Source organism: Clostridium sp. BJN0013 (assembly GCF_040939125.1).
Classification (GTDB): Bacteria; Bacillota; Clostridia; order Clostridiales; family Clostridiaceae; genus Clostridium_B.
Window position 1 is genome coordinate 1,677,339 of the sequence record NZ_CP162495.1, and the last position, 16,418, is coordinate 1,693,756.

Genomic DNA, 16,418 nt, shown 5'->3' on the forward strand with positions numbered 1-16,418 from the left:
TTGAATGAAAGTATGTACTTTAGCAAGATCCCAAGTACCATTGCATTTCCATCCAAGGGATGTGAATTTATTAAAGACTTCATCAAATTCAGATTGTTTCATACGTTCAATTGACAAATTGAATATATGCTCTTTCATTAATTATCACCACCTTTCTAAATATCAAAATCAATATTTTGAAAAACAGGTGATTTGAAAAACTCATACAAAGGAATTTCAACACCATAGCATATTTTTAAAATGGTTTTAAGTTGAGGATTTTTACTTTTACCATTAATTATACTATCTACCGTTGATTGTGTGAGTCCCGAAATAGATGCAAGTTTATTTACACTTATGTTTTTATTTTTGCATAGTTCAAGTATTCTTTCAGCTGTAGCTTCTGATATGTTCAATAATAACACCACCTGTTAACGAATTACCGTTAAAACAATTATATCAAAATAATAGAAAAACTTTTAACGATAGATCGTTGACAATTTATAAAAGTAATAATATAATAATATTAACGATACATCGTTAAGAAGTAAAAAGGAGGTTCTTAATAATGTTCGGCAAAAAACTTAGACAAGTAAGAACTAAACTCAAATGGTCACAGGCATTTTTATCTAAGAAAACCGGCATACCGCAAACTACAATTAGTGATATAGAAACCGGTAAAAGTATAGCCAATGTTGAACAAGCACTAAAGCTATCCCAAGCCCTAGAAGTACCGATAAGTAAACTGCTGGAGTTAGATGAAGTAAAGGAGGTCGTGTGATGAATGCAGATATTTTAAAAAGCTTAACAGAGCAATTTAATTTATTAAAAAATCAATGTCAGGAAATAGTTTCAAGCGAAACAATCGAACCTGAGCAATATGATTTTTTAATAAAAGCTTCTTTAGCTATGATTGATATTACTAACTGCTTGTCTGGTTATTATCAATTGAATCAAGAGTCTTACAAATAGACTTAATGGCGCTAGTAACAGTATTAATATTTGCACCAAAACCCCAGGAAACTGTATTGTTGTTATTTATAGTAGTTTTAGGGTTAGAGTTAATCATAGCAATGACAACATCCACAGCGAGTTCTTTATTGGTTTTTGACATAATAACATTCATTCCTTTCGCTGTGCTCAAGGCACAAAAATTAATGAAAGAGTGATTAAAATTACCAATTACTGTGAATAATATAGACAAGTATACAGGTGTACTACAGAGCACGGCGGGGTGAGTGTGATTGCACTTCACTGTAATCCGTATAATAACATGTGCCGATTACTCTTTTAAGTACAAATAAGTGTGCCCTAGGGCACGTAAGTTAATCTTTGTTTAAACAAAGACCGTTTAAAAGTATGAGTATTCAGTCAACACCTGTGTACTTTATTTTTTTATTTGTAGGTGATATAAATGTTAAAAATCGTTTATTCTATTTGTTGCGGTATTGATGTTCACAAAAAATTTGTAGTTGCAACTGTAACATCAACCAATGAGAATAACATCACTACCTATGCAACCAAACAATTCAGTACTTACTCAAAGAATCTTTTCCATTTAAAAGAGTGGTTATCTGAGCATAACTGTAAAGAAGTTTGTATGGAAAGCACCGGAAAGTACTGGATACCTATCTATAACATACTTGAAGATTCCTGTAATATTACTCTGGCTAACCCAAAGTACGTTAAAAACATTCCCGGCAAAAAAACTGATAAAAAAGATTCTCTATGGCTTGCAGACTTACATAAGCATGGATTAGTTAAAGGAAGTTTTATTCCTCCAAAGGCCATAAGAGAACTACGAGACCTTATGCGCTATCGCTTTAAACTTACAAATTTCCGTTCAAGTGAGAAAAACAGATTCCAAAATTCATTAACAGTTTCAAATATCATGATTTCAAGCGTAGTATCAGATACCTTTGGTAAATCATCATCAGCTATAATTAAATATGCCATGGAGCATCCTGATAAATTAGATATAGACTATACTCAATTTCTACACAAGAGTATGTTATCTAAGGCTGACGAAATTAAGATTGCTATGCAAGGAAGCATCTCTAAAAATCAAACAGCAAAGATGTCTGTATGCTTGAATCATTATGATTATATTAACAATTGTATTTCTCAACTTGATACTGCCATTTCATTAATTTCAAGTGAATTTAAGTCACAAATTGAGCTTATTGCTTCTGCCCCTGGGATAACTACACAATCTGCTACAACTATAATTTCTGAAATTGGAGTGGATATGTCAGTCTTTCCAGATGCTAAACATCTGTGTTCTTGGGCAGGTCTTACACCACAAAATAATGAAAGTGCTGGCAAAAAGAAAAGTGTTCGTATAAGCCGTGCCGGAGCTTATTTAAAGCCAATACTTATTCAGTGTGCTAATGCAGCAATAAAAAACAAGTCCTGCCCATACTTTAAATATCGTTATGAAAGTATAAAGAAAAGACGTGGGCACAAAAGAGCAATTATTGCTATAGCAAGAATGCTTTTAACCTGTATTTATAATATGCTTTTAAAAAATGAAGCCTTTGATAATTCTATTTATGAAAAATATCTAAAAAGAGAAAACACTTCTCGACATTTTCAACCTGATATAGATAGAATTATTTTATTTCTTCAAGCTCAAGGCTTTGAAGTAACAAAAGTAAGTCAAGAGATATCACCGAAAATAAGTTGATTTTTAATTATAAATAATATAAGTCTCTTTTTTTGACCTCATTTTAATAGGTCTTTTTGTCATGTTCAAAAACACCTGAATTTCTTTCAAGTTACCTCCCGTCCTTGAAAGCCTTGGCAGTTATTTTAAGAGCTTCAAGTTGGGAAGGGGTTAAATCCTTAGCACTATTTAAAAGTTCCTTGAGTTCAGGGGTAATGTTTTCTAATTCAAATTGAGAATCAGAAGAAAAAAGTTCAACAAGGGTGATATTAAGGGCTGAACATATTTTCGAAAGCGTAACTATGGTAGGGGATTTCTTACCAAGTTCAATTTCGCTTATTGTGGATTGTCCAAGACCTGCTTTTTTAGCAAGTTTATCAGCACTTAGATTTTTAGATGTTCTTATATTTCTAATTTTTTCACCAATTTGCATTTTTTAAACCGTCCTTTTTTATAATCGCTATAGCAATTATAACATATATTTTTATAATATTTTTATCGCTATAGTATTGACATTAAATCGCCAAAGCGATAAAATACAATTACAGGAGGTGTTCAAGGTGAATAAACTTACTAAGTTGAGAGAATCAAAAGGTTGGTCTCAACAAAAGCTAGCTGATAAATCAGGAGTATCACAAGCATATATAAGTGAACTGGAACTCGGGAGAAAAAATCCCACAGTTAAAATATTGCTAAAACTATCCCAAGCCTTAGAAGTATCGGTAAGTAAGTTGCTGGAGTTGGATGATACAGAACCAACTCAAAAAGAAGTAGTATAGCCAACTCACACAATAATTAAAACTGCATATAATACTGTAGCTAAGTATGCTTAAAAATACCGGGGAGGTGTTATTTTGCAAAAGCCAATAAACGTAAGAGTCCATTATCCAGAAGATCCTAAGCTGCTTGATGAATTGGAAACAAGGAAAGCAAGATCTTTTGTTAGGGCATTAGTGAGTGAATATGAACTACCTCCTGACCAGATAGATGAACTTATAGAAAGAATAAAGGAAAAACAAACAGTGGCTAGTTAAAGATTCATCTACCAGGGATAACAAACAAGTTAACTAAAGCTTAAATATCTTAATTTATATAATAAGTATATTTAAAGTAACAACTTAAATATAACAAACTTTAAAGTAGATATAAATATGGTAAAATCTACATTTTAAAAAATATCTATCAAAGATTCTACAGCGAAGGGAGGTGACAGAAAGAGTGATAGGAACTGCAATAAAAGAAGCTAGGGAAGAAAGGGGGATGACACAAGAAGAATTAGGGCAACTAAGTTTTTTATCAGACAAAATGATAAGCGCTATAGAGACAGGCAGGAGGAGACTAACAAAAGAGAATTTAAAAAACATTTGTAAAGAGCTTGATGAACCAAGGCTTTATTTTGAAGCAGCAAGTGAAGTTACTGGTGATGTTTTTACATTACATTGGTTGGATGGTGAAGCTACTGATTTACACAGGGCTTCTGTAAAGGACAAGGTAATAGAAGAATTAGACGAAGCAATAAAAGCAATAAATTTAACAAAACTTTATAAAAAACCAATTTGTTGTAATTCAGAGGATAAAGAAATTATAGAAGAAAGCATACAGGAGACAATAGATGTTTACATTGCAAGTGCTATTTACATAGCAATAATGTGCAAAGAATATAGTGTAAATATTAAAGGAATGTTTGATCAGCAGAAAGAAAAAATGATTACTCGCAGATACATTAAAAGATAAGAATATCCGCTACTATATAAAAATTATTTTGTAGATAAATGCAAAAACTTCTCCAATATATTCTATGCTGCAAAGTAAAAATTATTACTATTAAAAATAAAAAACGAAAGGATGGTCTAAGTTGGCAAAATACAAACTACGTGAAAAAGTAAGATTTGAATTTAAGTGCCACGAAACCAGGGTAGGAACTATAAAGAAAGTTAAAAAAGGATTGTTCGGTACTAAGTATCTAATTACAGTTGCATATTCAAGTTCTTTATTAGGTACAAATTCAAATACATGCTTTTACTGGATGAAGGAAGATAAAATAATTGAGAATCTTCCACCTGGTTATAAAGGGTGGTACTAGAGGTGACACACAATGAGGATAAAGGATTTGCTAAATTCCAGACAGGAATTTGGAAACACAGCAAGAACAATTGTTAAAACGCTATGTTACCCATATGATGATGCGGATTACTACGCCGATTCTTTAGAAAGATTACCATTAAATAAATATTCTGAGGAATTGAAGAATATGGAACGACCATGTAGGAGGAAAAGGAGGAAGGTAGATGTTTAACCAGAGATACAGAGCTTACCTTAAAGCCACAGGTATAGACCCAAGCAAAGTAAGAGGATATCAATACATGGCGTGGCTTGAAGATATGTGGGACCAATTTGTGGAGGAGAAAGGTATCAAAACAGATTTTAACTTAGATGGGGAATATGCTGGTGAATTTGACAATTGGATGGAGAAGAAAGTTGGGAAGGAGGCAGTATGAATGGATTTAAGTAAATTATCTACAAATGATTTAAAGAACGCTATCTGGACTTATAACAATGGTATGGTTCCAATTGGAGGGCTAGATGTAATGCGATATCGCAAGGAGCTTATTCTTAGAGGCGAAGATGGCAAAGGATATGGAGAGGAGTAGTAATGAAGTACTTAGATAAAAAAGGTAATGAGATATTTGTAAGTACTGGCTTAGGCAGTGAATACGGAACTTTTAGAAAAAGTAAGAATGGTGGATTGCACAGAGTGAAGTCTCCATCAATGCCAATGGTTTCATCCAGAGAAGAGGCACAGGAAAATTTAGATGCGTGGGCTAGGAAAAATGGATTGAAGGTAGCAGGAAAGCAGGTGCAGTCATGACCATAGAAGTTGCTAGAGATAAGTTACATGAATGTATTGATTTATATGACTTATCAGGTATTAGAACTTTAGAAGTTAGTCAGGAAATGGACGAGCTTGTAAATGCAGAAATGAGAAAAATGAAGGAGGGAAAATATGACACAGCTAGGAACTCAAGTGATGGGAATATACAGCCTTATAGCAGTTATTGCACTAGCTATATATCACACAATCAGATTTAAAAGAGAAGATGATGCAGAGAATCAATTAACCATAGTTGTTTTGATACCGGTGATTATATTCTTGGCAAATGTTATTTAAAGAGGAGGCAAATAGATGAGAGACAAAGAGTTTGTGAAGCTGCAGAAGGAAAATAAAAATCTAAAAGCACTTTTAGAAGAAAGCTTTGATTTTATAGAATTCTATAGAGAAAGAGCAAGGTACTTGGAAGGTGTGTACAAGCAGTTGGATATTAAGAAGGATTAGGAGGTTGGAGTAGATGCAAAGAAAAATTGAATTCAGATGCTGGGATAAATGGACAAAACAAATGTTACCAGTGTTAAGTATAGATTGCAAGGAAACTTATTCTTCGGAAAGAGGAAATATCGTATTAATGCAGTACACAGGATTGAAAGACAAAAATGGTGTAGAAATTTATGAGGGCGATATAGTAACAGATGGCATAATTAATTACGTTGTTGCTTTTTATATGGGCTCATGGCGTTTAAAACGAAATATAAAGGGTGACACATGGTGGAAATCTTTATACAGATATATTACAAACTATAAGTATAAAGTTATTGGTAACATTTATGCTAACCCAGAGCTTTTAAAAGAAGGTGAGTAACATGGATGCACTTACAGAAGATAAGCTTGAAATGGCAGTAAGGTTGTATTTCAAAGGATATACATTAAACGAAGCCCTTGAAATAGTAAGACATGATGATGTATGCCTAGATAGTGATGGTAAGCTCTATGAACCATATACAGGGAGAACTGTATGTGAGGATGTTGGAGATGCAACTGATAAACAGATAGCACAGTTATTAAAGATAAAAAGAGAGTCCTTATAAAAGGACCATAAATAATAAATCGTTAACCCCATTCTACCGCAGAATGGGGGAAAAATCAAATATGGGAGAGAATGATATATGATTTCTTTATATATTATGTAGCAGTGTGATTTATGTGAGTAGTATTTATTACTTCTATAGAAAAAAGTAAATATGTAGGAGGGGCAAAAGTTGTACAAGGTATTGACCAAAACTAAAGATATGACAGAAATAGAATGGCTAAAGAGCAGGCAGCAAGGGATTGGAGGCTCTGATGCAGGGGCAATCCTTGGAGTGAATAATTATAAAACGCTCTTTGATGTATATATTGATAAAACTCAAGACATAGTTGAACCAAACGAACAAAGTGAAGCTGCTTATTGGGGGATAGTGCTTGAACCTATGGTAGCAAAAAGATTTTCAAAAGAAACTGGTAAAAAAGTAAGAAAGAGAAATGCAATACTTCAAAGTATAAAATATCCTTTTATGACTGCAAATTTAGATAGAGAAATAGTTGGAGAGAAATCATTATTGGAATGTAAAACTACAAATGCATATCTGGCTAAGGGCTGGGAAAGTGAAGAAATACCAGTAAGCTATCTGGCACAGGTTATGCACTATCTGGCTGTTACAGGGGATGAAAAGGCATATATAGCCGTGCTTATAGGCGGACAAAAGTTTATATACAAGGAAGTCCAAAGAGACGAGGAACTTATAAACATAATTGTGGCCAAAGAAAAAGACTTCTGGGAAAACAATGTACTTAAAAGAGTGCCGCCTAAGTTGGATGGTTCTGATGCGGCAGAAAGATATTTAAAAGAAAGATTCAAGGACTCAGTTCCGGGGACGGTTGTAAATCTAAAATCTGAATATAAGGACAAGATTAGAGATTACCTTGAACTTAAAAATACAATAAAAACCCTTGAGCTGCAGGCAAAAGAAATTGAAAACAATATAAAACTTGAGCTAGGCGAGGCAGAGATTGGGTATGCACATAAATATGAAATTGACTGGAAGAGTATAACTGCTAATAAATTTGACAATAAAAGATTTAAGAAGGACCATCCGGAACTATTTAAGCAATATTTGAATACCAGTTCCTATAGAAAATTCAGTATCAAGGAGGTACAAGTATAATGGGAAATCCAGCATTTAGAACGCTTATAAATAGCTTTAATGCTCAATTGAAGACTATGAATAATGAAGATTTTAAATTATATGATCCAAGCGATTGTGAGTATTTTATAGATTCTATATATTATGACAGTGATAAAGATAAAATAATGTGCAAGTTTAAGGAGGATAAAGAACAATGGCAACAACAGAGAGTTTAAAAAAGCAGCTTATAAAAAAAGAGTCTAAACCACCAAAAGATCCTTTTAAAGCACTTGTCTATTCGGCGGGGATAAAGAAAAGGTTTGAGGATATGCTGGATAAACAGGCAAATGGATTTATAACAAGTTTACTTAATTTAAAGCAGGATAAATTAAAAGGCTGTGATGACATGACAGTCTTGGGAAGTGCCTTAAAGGCAGCTTCCTTGAAATTACCCATAGATCCTAATCTGGGCTTTGCATGGATAATACCTTTTAAAAACCATGGAAAATTAGAAGCGCAGTTTCAGATAGGATATAGGGGATTCATACAGATGGCTCAAAGGTCGGCACAATATAAAAAGCTTAGTGTAACAGAGATATATGAAGGACAATTTAAGAGCTTTAATCCACTTACAGAGGAACTGGAGCTGGATTTAGAAAACAAGCAGTCAGATGCAGTTATGGGATATGCAGCATACTTTAGGCTTCTTAATGGATTTGAAAAAATAGTGTACTGGAATAAAGAAAAGGTAACATCTCATGCGAGGAGATTCAGCAAGAGTTTTGAAAAAGGACCATGGCAGACAGATTTTGATACAATGGCCAAGAAAACAGTACTTAAAAACATGCTTTCAACATGGGGAATTCTAAGTATTGATATGCAGGAAGCAATTACAAGTGATGGTAAAATAATTAGAACTAACGAGGACAATTATGAGGTACTTGAAGAGGAAAAAGAGTTAGATGCTACTGATGTGGAGTATACAGAAACAGAGGAAGAAGACAAGGAACAGGATGAGAAGGATTTGTATAAAGGCACACCGTTTGAAGAAGGTGCGGAAAGCTAGAATTATTTTAGAGATTACAAAGCAGGGCTGCCGGTACCGATCTGGCAGGCTGCTTAAAATTCCAATGCGGAGGAGAAATTATGAAGGAGACGTATTACTTCTCTCATGACTATAATGCCAGAAATGATCCCAAAATACTCGCCATGAGAAGCGAGTATGGAGCAGAAGGTTATGGATGGTATTGGATGATTATTGAGATATTAAGGGAACAGCCTGAATATAAACTTGAATATAATAAATACTTGTGCATTACGTTAGCAATGCAACTGCAATGCGACAAAAATGCATTGCATGAGTATGTAGAAAAATGCATAAATGAGTATAAATTATTTGAGTCTGATGGCACCTATTTTTGGTCAAATAGTTTGCTAAGAAGGATGTCTGAAAAGGATGCTAAAAATGATGCTAAATCAGAGAAAGCAAGAAAGGCTGCTAATGCCAGATGGCACAAGGATTCAGAGACTAAAAAAACTGATGAAAATAATACAGAAAATGATGCTAAAAAAAATGCTAGTGATGCGCCTGCAATGCATGAGCAATGCATAGCAATGCTAAAAGAAAAGAAAGGAAAGGAAAAGAAAATAAAAGATAATGTTGTTATTAAAAAAGAAAATAAAGAAAAAGAGAACTGGGTAGTAGCACTCGATTATTTCTGTCAAAAATCAGGTAAGCCAGATGCTCAATTAAGAATAAGTGAAAGGGAAGCAGCCCAAAAAGTCTGTGAAGAGGTACCGATTCTTGAAACAGTCCTTAAGGGTATAGATAAAGCGTTTGCCGATTTTAAACCAGATACCGATTCTGATAAAATCAACAGCTTTAAATACTGTGTACCTGTAATAAAAAAGCTGTATGCTGGATTGCAAAATAAAAATTCTAAGAAAAATGGAGGTGGGAAGCGTGGAAGTTCTAAACAGGATACTGACTCAGGTGAGGACTCAAGCCCATACGACTTCTCAAGATTTGGGGGGTAGATCTGTGTATAAATGCCCTGTATGCCAGGATACCGGATGGGCGAAAACAAAAACAGGATACAGAAGATGTAGTTGCTACGAAAAAGAACATGCCAAAATGCTTTGGAAAAGTTTTGGGGTGGACCCTGCAAAGGTGAAAACTCTGAATGATTACAAGGGCTATGATGATGTCACTAAAAAAGCTTTGTACATGGCTAAAGCCTATATACGTGACTTTGAAAGTATCATGGATACCGAAGAAAATAGCTTTGCTTTATTAGGGCAATCTGGAGCAGGGAAAAGCCATATAGCAATAGCCATAGGTGCAGCACTTTTGAACCGAAAAAATCCTGTGCAGGTTATATATATGCCTTATCTTGAAGCTATGAGAGAACTTAAGGCAAATGTCAATGATGATGAATATTACTTGAGATTATCTGACAGGTATAAGAAAGCAAAAGTGTTGATTATAGACGATTTGTTTAAGGACAAAGTTAAAAATGGGCAGATGATTAAAGACAGGTACGGAAATAGAATAGGGCTTAGCGACGTTGATATAAAGCACATAATGCCAATTATAAATTACAGGTATTTTAATAAATTCCCAACACTGATAAGTACGGAGTGTACAATGGGGATTCTTGTAGAGCTTGATGAAGCACTGGCAAGGAGAATACTTGAACCTTGTGGAGATAACATAACGGTTTTCAAGGGTGCTGAGTACAATTATGGGATGAGGGAATTTGTTAGAAAGTGAGGAGGAAAACCAAATGAAATCAACAGGGATAGTTAGAAAAGTAGACCAGCTGGGTAGAGTAGTTCTACCGAAGGAGTTAAGAAAAAAATTGGATATGCCAGAGGGTGTACCGTTGGAAATGGTTGTAAATGGAGATGAAATTATTTTAAAAAAGTATAAGCCTGCTTGTATATTCTGTGGAGAAACAGAGGATGTTGTGAAGTGGAAAGGGAAAAAGGTGTGCCAGAGGTGCTTGGATAACCTTAAGACAAGTAGATTGAGGTGATAAAAATGGCAGTTGCATTCGAAAGGAAAAAAGAAACCCTTGACTTCGTAAGAGATAATTGGGAAATTATGCCCAAAAAAGATATGGCGAAGAAATTAGTAATAAGGACAAATGCTTTGAATATTTCAGCAAGAATGATGATAACGTAAAAATCAATTAATTAAAAAGGCGTCAAAAAAATTTAAAATTCCAAAATCCTTAGTAGAATCCTATTATTGTGAATGGAAAAATAAGTATATGGATTGTAATATAAAAGGATATAATCATAATCCGTGGCACAAGGATAAAAATGTGATGAGAGTTAGACAAAAGCAGAGGGTGAGGGCGTGAGAAGTAAATTAATAATCATAGAGAATGTCAGACCCATAAAATTTGGTAATCAGATAGGAATGAAGATGGATGAACTGGACAGAGGAACAATACCAGGAATATCTCAAAAAGAGAGGGCAGAAGGTAGAGAAACCAAAAGTAAAAAGGCAGAAATACAGGAATAAGGGTGTATGGCATGATGGAGTATATTTCAGGAGTCAGCTGGAGATGAAGAGGTACTGCCAGTTAAAACTTTTATTCTATGCTGGGGAAATTGCAGGATTTATATTGCAACCGGAGTTTATTATTCAGGAGGGCAAAGAAGAGAAAAGAGCTATAACTTATACTGCTGATTTTCTGGTTTTGAATAATGATGGTACCTACAGTGTTGAAGATACCAAAGGGTATGAAAGTCAGCAGTGGAGGAGAACGTACAAGCAGTTTAAATTGAGGTATCCAGATATTGATTTGAAAGTATTGAAAGAAGTGTGAGTATGGATAAGTCCAAGAAAATTCAAATAGATAGACTAGAAAAGAGCTTACAATGCCTAAAAGAAAAGCTATTACCAGATAGGCCAGAACAGTACAAGGCTATGGCTTCTGGATATATAAGACAAATTGAAGAATTGAGAAGGTGAACGTATTGAAACTAAAACTAATGGTACTTAGGAAGCTGATAGACAGTAAAGGTAATAAAATAGACAACCGTACAATGACCTGGGAGAATTGGAAAGATAAAGTTTTAGAAGAAGCAGGAGAGTTATGCAGAGCTCTCTCTTCTGGGAATAAGAAAGACATAATGGAAGAGGTGTTGGATGTTATTCAGGTGGGCATAGGAATTTTAGCGAAGTTGTTTAGAGAGAAAGTTGATATACCCCAAGGGCTTCATAGGCATAATAAAAAGCTTATAGATAGGGGTTGTGAGGCTTGTGGGGAGATTAGATTTAATGTTAGCAGGAAGTAGGTGGGGAAAATGAAATTATTAATTGGAAAAATTAAGAATGGTTGCAGTAAAGACTTGCAGGAACTAAGAGGAATTAAGCTAGTGGGATTTACAATAGACGAGGAAGATAAGAAATTACATGGAATCCATCCTATAAATTTAGGTGATATGGAAAAATTTTATAAGTTTAGTTTTGAAGGGCTTAAAAATGATATATCAGAGGATTATGACTACTGTATATGGTATTTGCTTGGGGAAGATTGTGAATTTGTATCCAGTATAAATCTAAATGAATTAGAAGATATAAGAGAATTTACCAAGGAAGATGATGAACTGTATGGAAAGAATCTTGAAGAGTTTAAGAAAATACACCACTTTTATGATATGGAGCAGCGAATCAAAGATGAAGAAAAAGCTGAAAATAAAGCCAACGAAGAGTTCCTGAAAGAAAAGAAACAGAAAATTGAGGTGCGTGTTCGTGGTGAGACTGAAACAATAGATGCTGTGATATATAAGGGTTTTGGCATACACAATCCATTGGGCATAGAAGATAGTTCTTTTAAAACCATAACAATTTTGGAAGGCGATAATAAAGGATTAGCCATGATACTTTATTGCAAAACCTCAAAGTGTGAAACTTTAATTGATGAGATGAGAGAATCTATAGGAGATAAGGCTGTTGCAAATGAAGATAGGGTTAAGTTAGCTGAAATAGTGAAGAAATATTAGAAGTTGATACGTACTTCAAATATTATATGATGAACCCAAACACTGGGGATTTGAGCATCCCCGGCACAAGGATTTATTATTGGAAAATGAAAATTAAAATGGAGATTAAAATAATACTTTAATAAACAGTATGTCCAAAATTAGATTTATTATACAGGGAATTTGAAGAAGGTGAGTAGATGGAACATTTAATAAAATTGGGTTATACGTTTATAGGAGTATGGGCTTTAATTAGCATAGTTGGGATAATAGGCTTTTATATAGTTGTTAGGAATTGCAAGAAGGAAAGTGCAAAGAGCTATAAGGAGTTTAAAAAGGAATGGGACAGGCATGGGAGGAGGTTAGAAAGATAATGGAAGTATTGATAGCAGAACGTAAACATATAGATTTAACCAAACACTGTAAAATAAGATATGTAGAGAGAGTGAAAGGAATAACTGGTGACTTTGCTGTTCAGGAATATATGATAGCCAATGATGAACGAATAATACAGGATGTAAATAAGATATTCACTTATTCCGATTTCCTGATAGAGGGTAAGATTGGTGAGGATAAGGTAGTCAGGAGATTTTATGTGAAGGATGATATACTCCTTGTTTTAAGTAAAGACGAGTCTGTGATTGTTACACTTATTAAAGTAGACTTTGGGTTCCCTAGGAAAACTAACAGGGGAATTGTTAAGGACCTTCTGGAGGAAATAAATTTACTGAAGGAAGATTTAGAGGAAAGTGAAAAATCTATAACCGATTATGTGAATGCTAGAAGTTTGGAAAGGGAAAGGTATTTCGATAAAATCCAACTGCTGCAGGAAGAAATTAATTCTCTTAGCTTAACCATAAAACAAATTGATGTTGATATAGAGAAGAAGAGGGAGAGTACCAAGGTTTCAAAACTTAAAATAAAGGAATATGTGAATATGATTTGCAATTCCAGGGCTTTTAAGGATGATTTGAAACAGATGGGTAAGTGAGAGATATAAGGAATAGACATAATTAAATAAGTTCATGGGAGGGAACTGTATGTTGGACAAAGAAACATTTAAAAGGACAGAAGGTAAGCTGTATGGCTATTTTAGAGATTTAAAAGAAATGGAAGCTTTGGAACTGGAATGCAAAGACCTTCAAGATCAGGAAGAGAGTATTCAATGGGATATAAAGCACTGTAATGTATATGTTGTTGCAGACAGCCACATGAGCCCTAGTTTTAGTGAAAAGGTACAGACAAGCCCTACAGGAGAAAGTACAGCAGAAAAAGGAATTGTTAGAGAAATTGAAAAGCTTGAGGATGAACTTGAGTATGTTGGAAGAAAGCTCCGTAAGAATATGGCCAGAATAAGGCAGTTAAAAAGAAATACAGCTCCGTTGAAGAAAGTACTGACAGTCCCTCCACTATCAGAAGAAATCATGCAATTCATTATTTATAAGTACAAGCTAAACAAGGGCGTCGGGTGGATAGCAACTGAAATGTATGGTGGTGTGAGAAGTACTGCCTACAGGTGGCGAGAGGACATACTGGAGGATATTGTGAAGTGGGAAAGGGTGTATAAAGTTGGATAGACATAATGTTGACAATATATATTATAATATAATTAGCTTTTTAATCGTGAAAGGAGAATTTTGATATGTATGATAGTGACATAAGATCATTTTTGTATAGAGATTTTTCAAAAGAACCAATGTATGTAAATGATACTAGCACTATCGTTGTGCCTGAAATGAGCATATTAAACGGCTATGTTAGGATAGACATAGCCGTAATCAATGGTTTATTTCATGGATATGAAATAAAAAGTGATATGGATACCTTGCAAAGGTTGCCTAGACAATCAGAATATTATAGTAAAGTTTTTGATAGAATGGTATTAGTAACAACCAAGAAATATGTGAATGAAGTAAAGAAAATAATACCCAAATGGTGGGGAATTAAATACTATAATGAAAATAAAGAGCTTAAAACTGTTAGAAAAGGACGTATTAATAACAAAGTAGATCCATTTTCAAGACTAACTATTTTATGGAAGGACGAACTTATAGAACTAATTGCTAGATATACAGACAAAAAATATAAGAGCAAAACAAAACGTGCTCTTATAGATATGATTTTAAAAGAAGTTCCAAATAATGAAATAATAGATTATACAAGGACTATAATTAAACTTAGATATAATTGGAGAGCTGTTTCAATATTACAGCTATGTGGTGAGCAGTAGAAATTGTAACCCAATCTCTGCTTCTACCAGGACCTTTTTTATTAATAGATTTGGTGTATATTTGATTATCTCCATATGAAAAGTCTTTTCCGTAGAAAAAATTGGAATTAACTATTTTAGCACACATGTCAAAAACTGAAACAATATAAGTATTTTTTATCCTGTCTTTTTTACCCTTTTGTACATAATAAAAATTATCAGTTGTATATTTTATTTTTGGCAGAATGCCATATTGAAGTTTTGAAAAGTCCATTTCTGTATCTGTAAATTTATTAACACCGTAGTCAGAATATATTAGTTTGTCCATTAAGTTTTTATATTCGGGGAGATTTAAAGCTTTATTAAATATACTAAATTCATATCTTTTATACGATTTTTCTTCACCTGCTTCTAAGGTACTTAAATTTTGGGGAAATGATGTAGATGAAATGATTATTTTGTTTATGTTATCATGATATTGTTCCAATTGGTGTAATACTTGATTTAATGCTACGTATTTTAAAGAAGCTGATTCCATATCTTGAACAAAAATTAAATCTAATATTATATCAATTTTTAAATTTGTTTCTTTTTTAAATATGTTTTTAAAAAATTCGGTATAGCTTAAAGAATCAAGAGGTTCAGGAATTGCTAATCTTATACATATTTCATCAAATTGGTCTTCTATAGAAGAAATGCTATTAAATAAATCATCAATATAAAATATAGGAATTATGTGCAGTGGTTTATTTCTTGAAGTTAATTTTTTATAAAAGTTAATATCTGTTTCCTCATAATGAGAAGTATCAATAAAAGCGTGCTCTAAGCCTGTTTCTTGTATTTGACTTAGCAAACTATTTGCATCTATTGCATCTACTAATTCAATTACAGGGAAAATTTTTTCAATCTGTTCTTTGCTCAACTTTTTGATAGAATCTTTTTCACCTGGCTTCCATTTTAATATAGGAACATATTTAATCATTTTTATCCCTCCTGTTTTTAATAAATATTATTAAACCAACTTTAAAGTATAAAATTTATTTATTTTAATAGTAGATTAAAATGTAAAATTATGCAATAGACAGCAAAAAAATCGTGAGACAAAAATGAGACAGATTTGAGACAAAAATAGGACAAAGTTGGGACAAAATTCATCTAAAAGTGTTATATACTATATATAGTCGATTATGGTTAAAATGAAAAATTGCAAACTGCATTGCAATAACTCATATACAAACTCTCCCTTAAAATAAACCTCTAGCCCCGAGGTTAAATGGGGCTGCCAATACGGGAAACCGTAAATAAAAATTATACTATATATGTGTGTATATCAGAAGGTAGGCACTGTTAAATCAGTGCTTATTTTGTATATTGTTTACAAATAGTTATTACATAGGACATTAATTTGTAACAAATACCGTATATAATAAATATTGTAAATGGCTTAAAATTAGTATCCCACGACATATAAATTTAAGCCAGTGTCTGTGGTTGCAGGGCACTTTAAACTTAAAATGCAACCGCCAGAAGTTCGTATACTAAATAATAGTCTCCTTTAAAAATAATGTA

The 16,418-nt window shown here is 33.3% G+C and carries 35 protein-coding genes; 31 read left to right on the plus strand and 4 right to left on the minus strand.

What is annotated here, in order from left to right:
- Positions 1–155 precede the first annotated feature (155 nt).
- Positions 156–395: a helix-turn-helix transcriptional regulator gene (locus tag AB3K27_RS08655; protein ID WP_368490801.1), complete on the minus strand. Its 240-nt coding sequence runs from the start codon at positions 393–395 to the stop codon at positions 156–158.
- 152 nt (positions 396–547) lie between these two features.
- Between AB3K27_RS08655 and AB3K27_RS08660 the strand changes: the two genes are divergently transcribed.
- Together AB3K27_RS08660 and AB3K27_RS08665 are read left to right on the plus strand one after the other, a co-directional pair.
- Positions 548–760 carry a helix-turn-helix transcriptional regulator gene (locus tag AB3K27_RS08660; protein WP_368490802.1) on the plus strand — a complete coding sequence of 71 codons (213 nt, stop codon included), beginning with the start codon at positions 548–550 and terminating at the stop codon, positions 758–760.
- Positions 760–951 carry a hypothetical protein gene (locus AB3K27_RS08665; protein WP_368490803.1) on the plus strand — a complete coding sequence of 64 codons (192 nt, stop codon included), beginning with the start codon at positions 760–762 and terminating at the stop codon, positions 949–951. Before AB3K27_RS08660 ends, AB3K27_RS08665 begins: the two co-directional genes overlap by 1 nt.
- Here the strand turns inward: AB3K27_RS08665 and AB3K27_RS08670 are convergent.
- Positions 902–1,123: a hypothetical protein gene (locus AB3K27_RS08670; RefSeq protein ID WP_368490804.1), complete on the minus strand. Its 222-nt coding sequence runs from the start codon at positions 1,121–1,123 to the stop codon at positions 902–904. The two genes, AB3K27_RS08665 and AB3K27_RS08670, sit on opposite strands and share 50 nt — an antisense overlap.
- A gap of 270 nt (positions 1,124–1,393) precedes the next feature.
- Between AB3K27_RS08670 and AB3K27_RS08675 the strand changes: the two genes are divergently transcribed.
- Positions 1,394–2,665 carry an IS110 family transposase gene (locus tag AB3K27_RS08675; protein ID WP_368488380.1) on the plus strand — a complete coding sequence of 424 codons (1,272 nt, stop codon included), beginning with the start codon at positions 1,394–1,396 and terminating at the stop codon, positions 2,663–2,665.
- A gap of 91 nt (positions 2,666–2,756) precedes the next feature.
- Here AB3K27_RS08675 and AB3K27_RS08680 read toward each other — a convergent pair whose 3' ends face one another.
- Positions 2,757–3,077: a helix-turn-helix domain-containing protein gene (locus AB3K27_RS08680; RefSeq protein ID WP_368490805.1), complete on the minus strand. Its 321-nt coding sequence runs from the start codon at positions 3,075–3,077 to the stop codon at positions 2,757–2,759.
- 127 nt (positions 3,078–3,204) lie between these two features.
- On the opposite strand from AB3K27_RS08680, the gene AB3K27_RS08685 reads away from it, so the two are divergent.
- The 28 genes from AB3K27_RS08685 (at position 3,205) to AB3K27_RS08820 (ending at position 14,870) form a co-directional block, all read left to right on the plus strand.
- Positions 3,205–3,423, plus strand: coding sequence for a helix-turn-helix domain-containing protein (locus AB3K27_RS08685; RefSeq protein WP_368490806.1), 219 nt, complete (start codon positions 3,205–3,207; stop codon positions 3,421–3,423).
- Positions 3,424–3,498: 75 nt separating this feature from the next.
- The gene (locus tag AB3K27_RS08690; protein WP_368490807.1) at positions 3,499–3,678 is read left to right on the plus strand and encodes a hypothetical protein; all 180 of its coding nucleotides are present in this window, start codon (positions 3,499–3,501) and stop codon (positions 3,676–3,678) included.
- 184 nt (positions 3,679–3,862) lie between these two features.
- Entirely contained in the window at positions 3,863–4,378 is a 516-nt protein-coding gene (locus AB3K27_RS08695; RefSeq protein WP_368490808.1) for a helix-turn-helix domain-containing protein, read from the plus strand.
- 121 nt (positions 4,379–4,499) lie between these two features.
- Positions 4,500–4,727 carry a hypothetical protein gene (locus tag AB3K27_RS08700; RefSeq protein ID WP_368490809.1) on the plus strand — a complete coding sequence of 76 codons (228 nt, stop codon included), beginning with the start codon at positions 4,500–4,502 and terminating at the stop codon, positions 4,725–4,727.
- 12 nt (positions 4,728–4,739) lie between these two features.
- The gene (locus AB3K27_RS08705) at positions 4,740–4,940 is read left to right on the plus strand and encodes a hypothetical protein (protein ID WP_368490810.1); all 201 of its coding nucleotides are present in this window, start codon (positions 4,740–4,742) and stop codon (positions 4,938–4,940) included.
- Positions 4,933–5,142 (plus strand): hypothetical protein, encoded by a 210-nt coding sequence (locus AB3K27_RS08710; protein WP_368490811.1) that lies wholly within the window; start codon positions 4,933–4,935, stop codon positions 5,140–5,142. Before AB3K27_RS08705 ends, AB3K27_RS08710 begins: the two co-directional genes overlap by 8 nt.
- Entirely contained in the window at positions 5,143–5,295 is a 153-nt protein-coding gene (locus tag AB3K27_RS08715) for a hypothetical protein (RefSeq protein ID WP_368490812.1), read from the plus strand.
- 2 nt (positions 5,296–5,297) lie between these two features.
- Positions 5,298–5,513 (plus strand): hypothetical protein, encoded by a 216-nt coding sequence (locus AB3K27_RS08720; RefSeq protein WP_368490813.1) that lies wholly within the window; start codon positions 5,298–5,300, stop codon positions 5,511–5,513.
- Complete coding sequence (locus AB3K27_RS08725; protein WP_368490814.1) at positions 5,510–5,734, plus strand: Spo0E family sporulation regulatory protein-aspartic acid phosphatase; 225 nt, start codon at positions 5,510–5,512, stop codon at positions 5,732–5,734. Before AB3K27_RS08720 ends, AB3K27_RS08725 begins: the two co-directional genes overlap by 4 nt.
- 94 nt (positions 5,735–5,828) lie before the next feature.
- Positions 5,829–5,978, plus strand: a complete 150-nt coding sequence (locus AB3K27_RS08730) for a hypothetical protein (protein WP_368490815.1) — start codon at positions 5,829–5,831, stop codon at positions 5,976–5,978.
- Positions 5,979–5,991: 13 nt separating this feature from the next.
- Entirely contained in the window at positions 5,992–6,339 is a 348-nt protein-coding gene (locus AB3K27_RS08735; protein WP_368489288.1) for a YopX family protein, read from the plus strand.
- A 1-nt stretch (position 6,340) separates the two neighbouring features.
- On the plus strand, positions 6,341–6,565 hold the full coding sequence (locus AB3K27_RS08740; protein WP_368490816.1) for a hypothetical protein: 225 nt from the start codon (positions 6,341–6,343) through the stop codon (positions 6,563–6,565).
- A 171-nt stretch (positions 6,566–6,736) separates the two neighbouring features.
- A complete protein-coding gene (locus AB3K27_RS08745; RefSeq protein ID WP_368490817.1) occupies positions 6,737–7,681 on the plus strand; it encodes a YqaJ viral recombinase family protein in 945 nt (314 codons plus the stop codon).
- Positions 7,681–7,878: a hypothetical protein gene (locus tag AB3K27_RS08750; RefSeq protein WP_368489292.1), complete on the plus strand. Its 198-nt coding sequence runs from the start codon at positions 7,681–7,683 to the stop codon at positions 7,876–7,878. The genes AB3K27_RS08745 and AB3K27_RS08750 overlap by 1 nt, the downstream gene beginning before the upstream one ends.
- Positions 7,857–8,708 carry a recombinase RecT gene (locus AB3K27_RS08755; RefSeq protein ID WP_368490818.1) on the plus strand — a complete coding sequence of 284 codons (852 nt, stop codon included), beginning with the start codon at positions 7,857–7,859 and terminating at the stop codon, positions 8,706–8,708. Before AB3K27_RS08750 ends, AB3K27_RS08755 begins: the two co-directional genes overlap by 22 nt.
- A gap of 80 nt (positions 8,709–8,788) precedes the next feature.
- Entirely contained in the window at positions 8,789–9,679 is an 891-nt protein-coding gene (locus AB3K27_RS08760) for a DUF4373 domain-containing protein (RefSeq protein ID WP_368490819.1), read from the plus strand.
- Positions 9,636–10,415 (plus strand): ATP-binding protein, encoded by a 780-nt coding sequence (locus AB3K27_RS08765; protein ID WP_368490820.1) that lies wholly within the window; start codon positions 9,636–9,638, stop codon positions 10,413–10,415. Before AB3K27_RS08760 ends, AB3K27_RS08765 begins: the two co-directional genes overlap by 44 nt.
- Positions 10,416–10,428: 13 nt before the next feature.
- A complete protein-coding gene (locus AB3K27_RS08770) occupies positions 10,429–10,680 on the plus strand; it encodes an AbrB/MazE/SpoVT family DNA-binding domain-containing protein (RefSeq protein WP_368490821.1) in 252 nt (83 codons plus the stop codon).
- 5 nt (positions 10,681–10,685) lie between these two features.
- The gene (locus AB3K27_RS08775) at positions 10,686–10,829 is read left to right on the plus strand and encodes a hypothetical protein (protein WP_368489295.1); all 144 of its coding nucleotides are present in this window, start codon (positions 10,686–10,688) and stop codon (positions 10,827–10,829) included.
- A gap of 177 nt (positions 10,830–11,006) precedes the next feature.
- Positions 11,007–11,174 (plus strand): hypothetical protein, encoded by a 168-nt coding sequence (locus AB3K27_RS08780; RefSeq protein WP_368491305.1) that lies wholly within the window; start codon positions 11,007–11,009, stop codon positions 11,172–11,174.
- A 37-nt stretch (positions 11,175–11,211) separates the two neighbouring features.
- Positions 11,212–11,481, plus strand: coding sequence for a DUF1064 domain-containing protein (locus AB3K27_RS08785; protein WP_368491135.1), 270 nt, complete (start codon positions 11,212–11,214; stop codon positions 11,479–11,481).
- A gap of 2 nt (positions 11,482–11,483) precedes the next feature.
- The gene (locus AB3K27_RS08790; protein ID WP_368490822.1) at positions 11,484–11,627 is read left to right on the plus strand and encodes a hypothetical protein; all 144 of its coding nucleotides are present in this window, start codon (positions 11,484–11,486) and stop codon (positions 11,625–11,627) included.
- A complete protein-coding gene (locus tag AB3K27_RS08795; RefSeq protein WP_368489297.1) occupies positions 11,624–11,953 on the plus strand; it encodes a MazG-like family protein in 330 nt (109 codons plus the stop codon). The genes AB3K27_RS08790 and AB3K27_RS08795 overlap by 4 nt, the downstream gene beginning before the upstream one ends.
- 9 nt (positions 11,954–11,962) lie before the next feature.
- Positions 11,963–12,661, plus strand: coding sequence for a hypothetical protein (locus tag AB3K27_RS08800; RefSeq protein ID WP_368489298.1), 699 nt, complete (start codon positions 11,963–11,965; stop codon positions 12,659–12,661).
- A gap of 179 nt (positions 12,662–12,840) precedes the next feature.
- Positions 12,841–13,014, plus strand: a complete 174-nt coding sequence (locus AB3K27_RS08805; protein WP_368489299.1) for a hypothetical protein — start codon at positions 12,841–12,843, stop codon at positions 13,012–13,014.
- On the plus strand, positions 12,981–13,631 hold the full coding sequence (locus AB3K27_RS08810; protein ID WP_368489300.1) for a hypothetical protein: 651 nt from the start codon (positions 12,981–12,983) through the stop codon (positions 13,629–13,631). The genes AB3K27_RS08805 and AB3K27_RS08810 overlap by 34 nt, the downstream gene beginning before the upstream one ends.
- A 49-nt stretch (positions 13,632–13,680) precedes the next feature.
- Positions 13,681–14,217 (plus strand): transcriptional regulator, encoded by a 537-nt coding sequence (locus tag AB3K27_RS08815; protein WP_368489301.1) that lies wholly within the window; start codon positions 13,681–13,683, stop codon positions 14,215–14,217.
- Between the two features lie 65 nt (positions 14,218–14,282).
- A complete protein-coding gene (locus AB3K27_RS08820; RefSeq protein ID WP_368489302.1) occupies positions 14,283–14,870 on the plus strand; it encodes a sce7726 family protein in 588 nt (195 codons plus the stop codon).
- Here AB3K27_RS08820 and AB3K27_RS08825 read toward each other — a convergent pair.
- Positions 14,818–15,831: a hypothetical protein gene (locus AB3K27_RS08825; RefSeq protein ID WP_368489303.1), complete on the minus strand. Its 1,014-nt coding sequence runs from the start codon at positions 15,829–15,831 to the stop codon at positions 14,818–14,820. The genes AB3K27_RS08820 and AB3K27_RS08825 overlap by 53 nt on opposite strands.
- Positions 15,832–16,418: the final 587 nt, after the last annotated feature.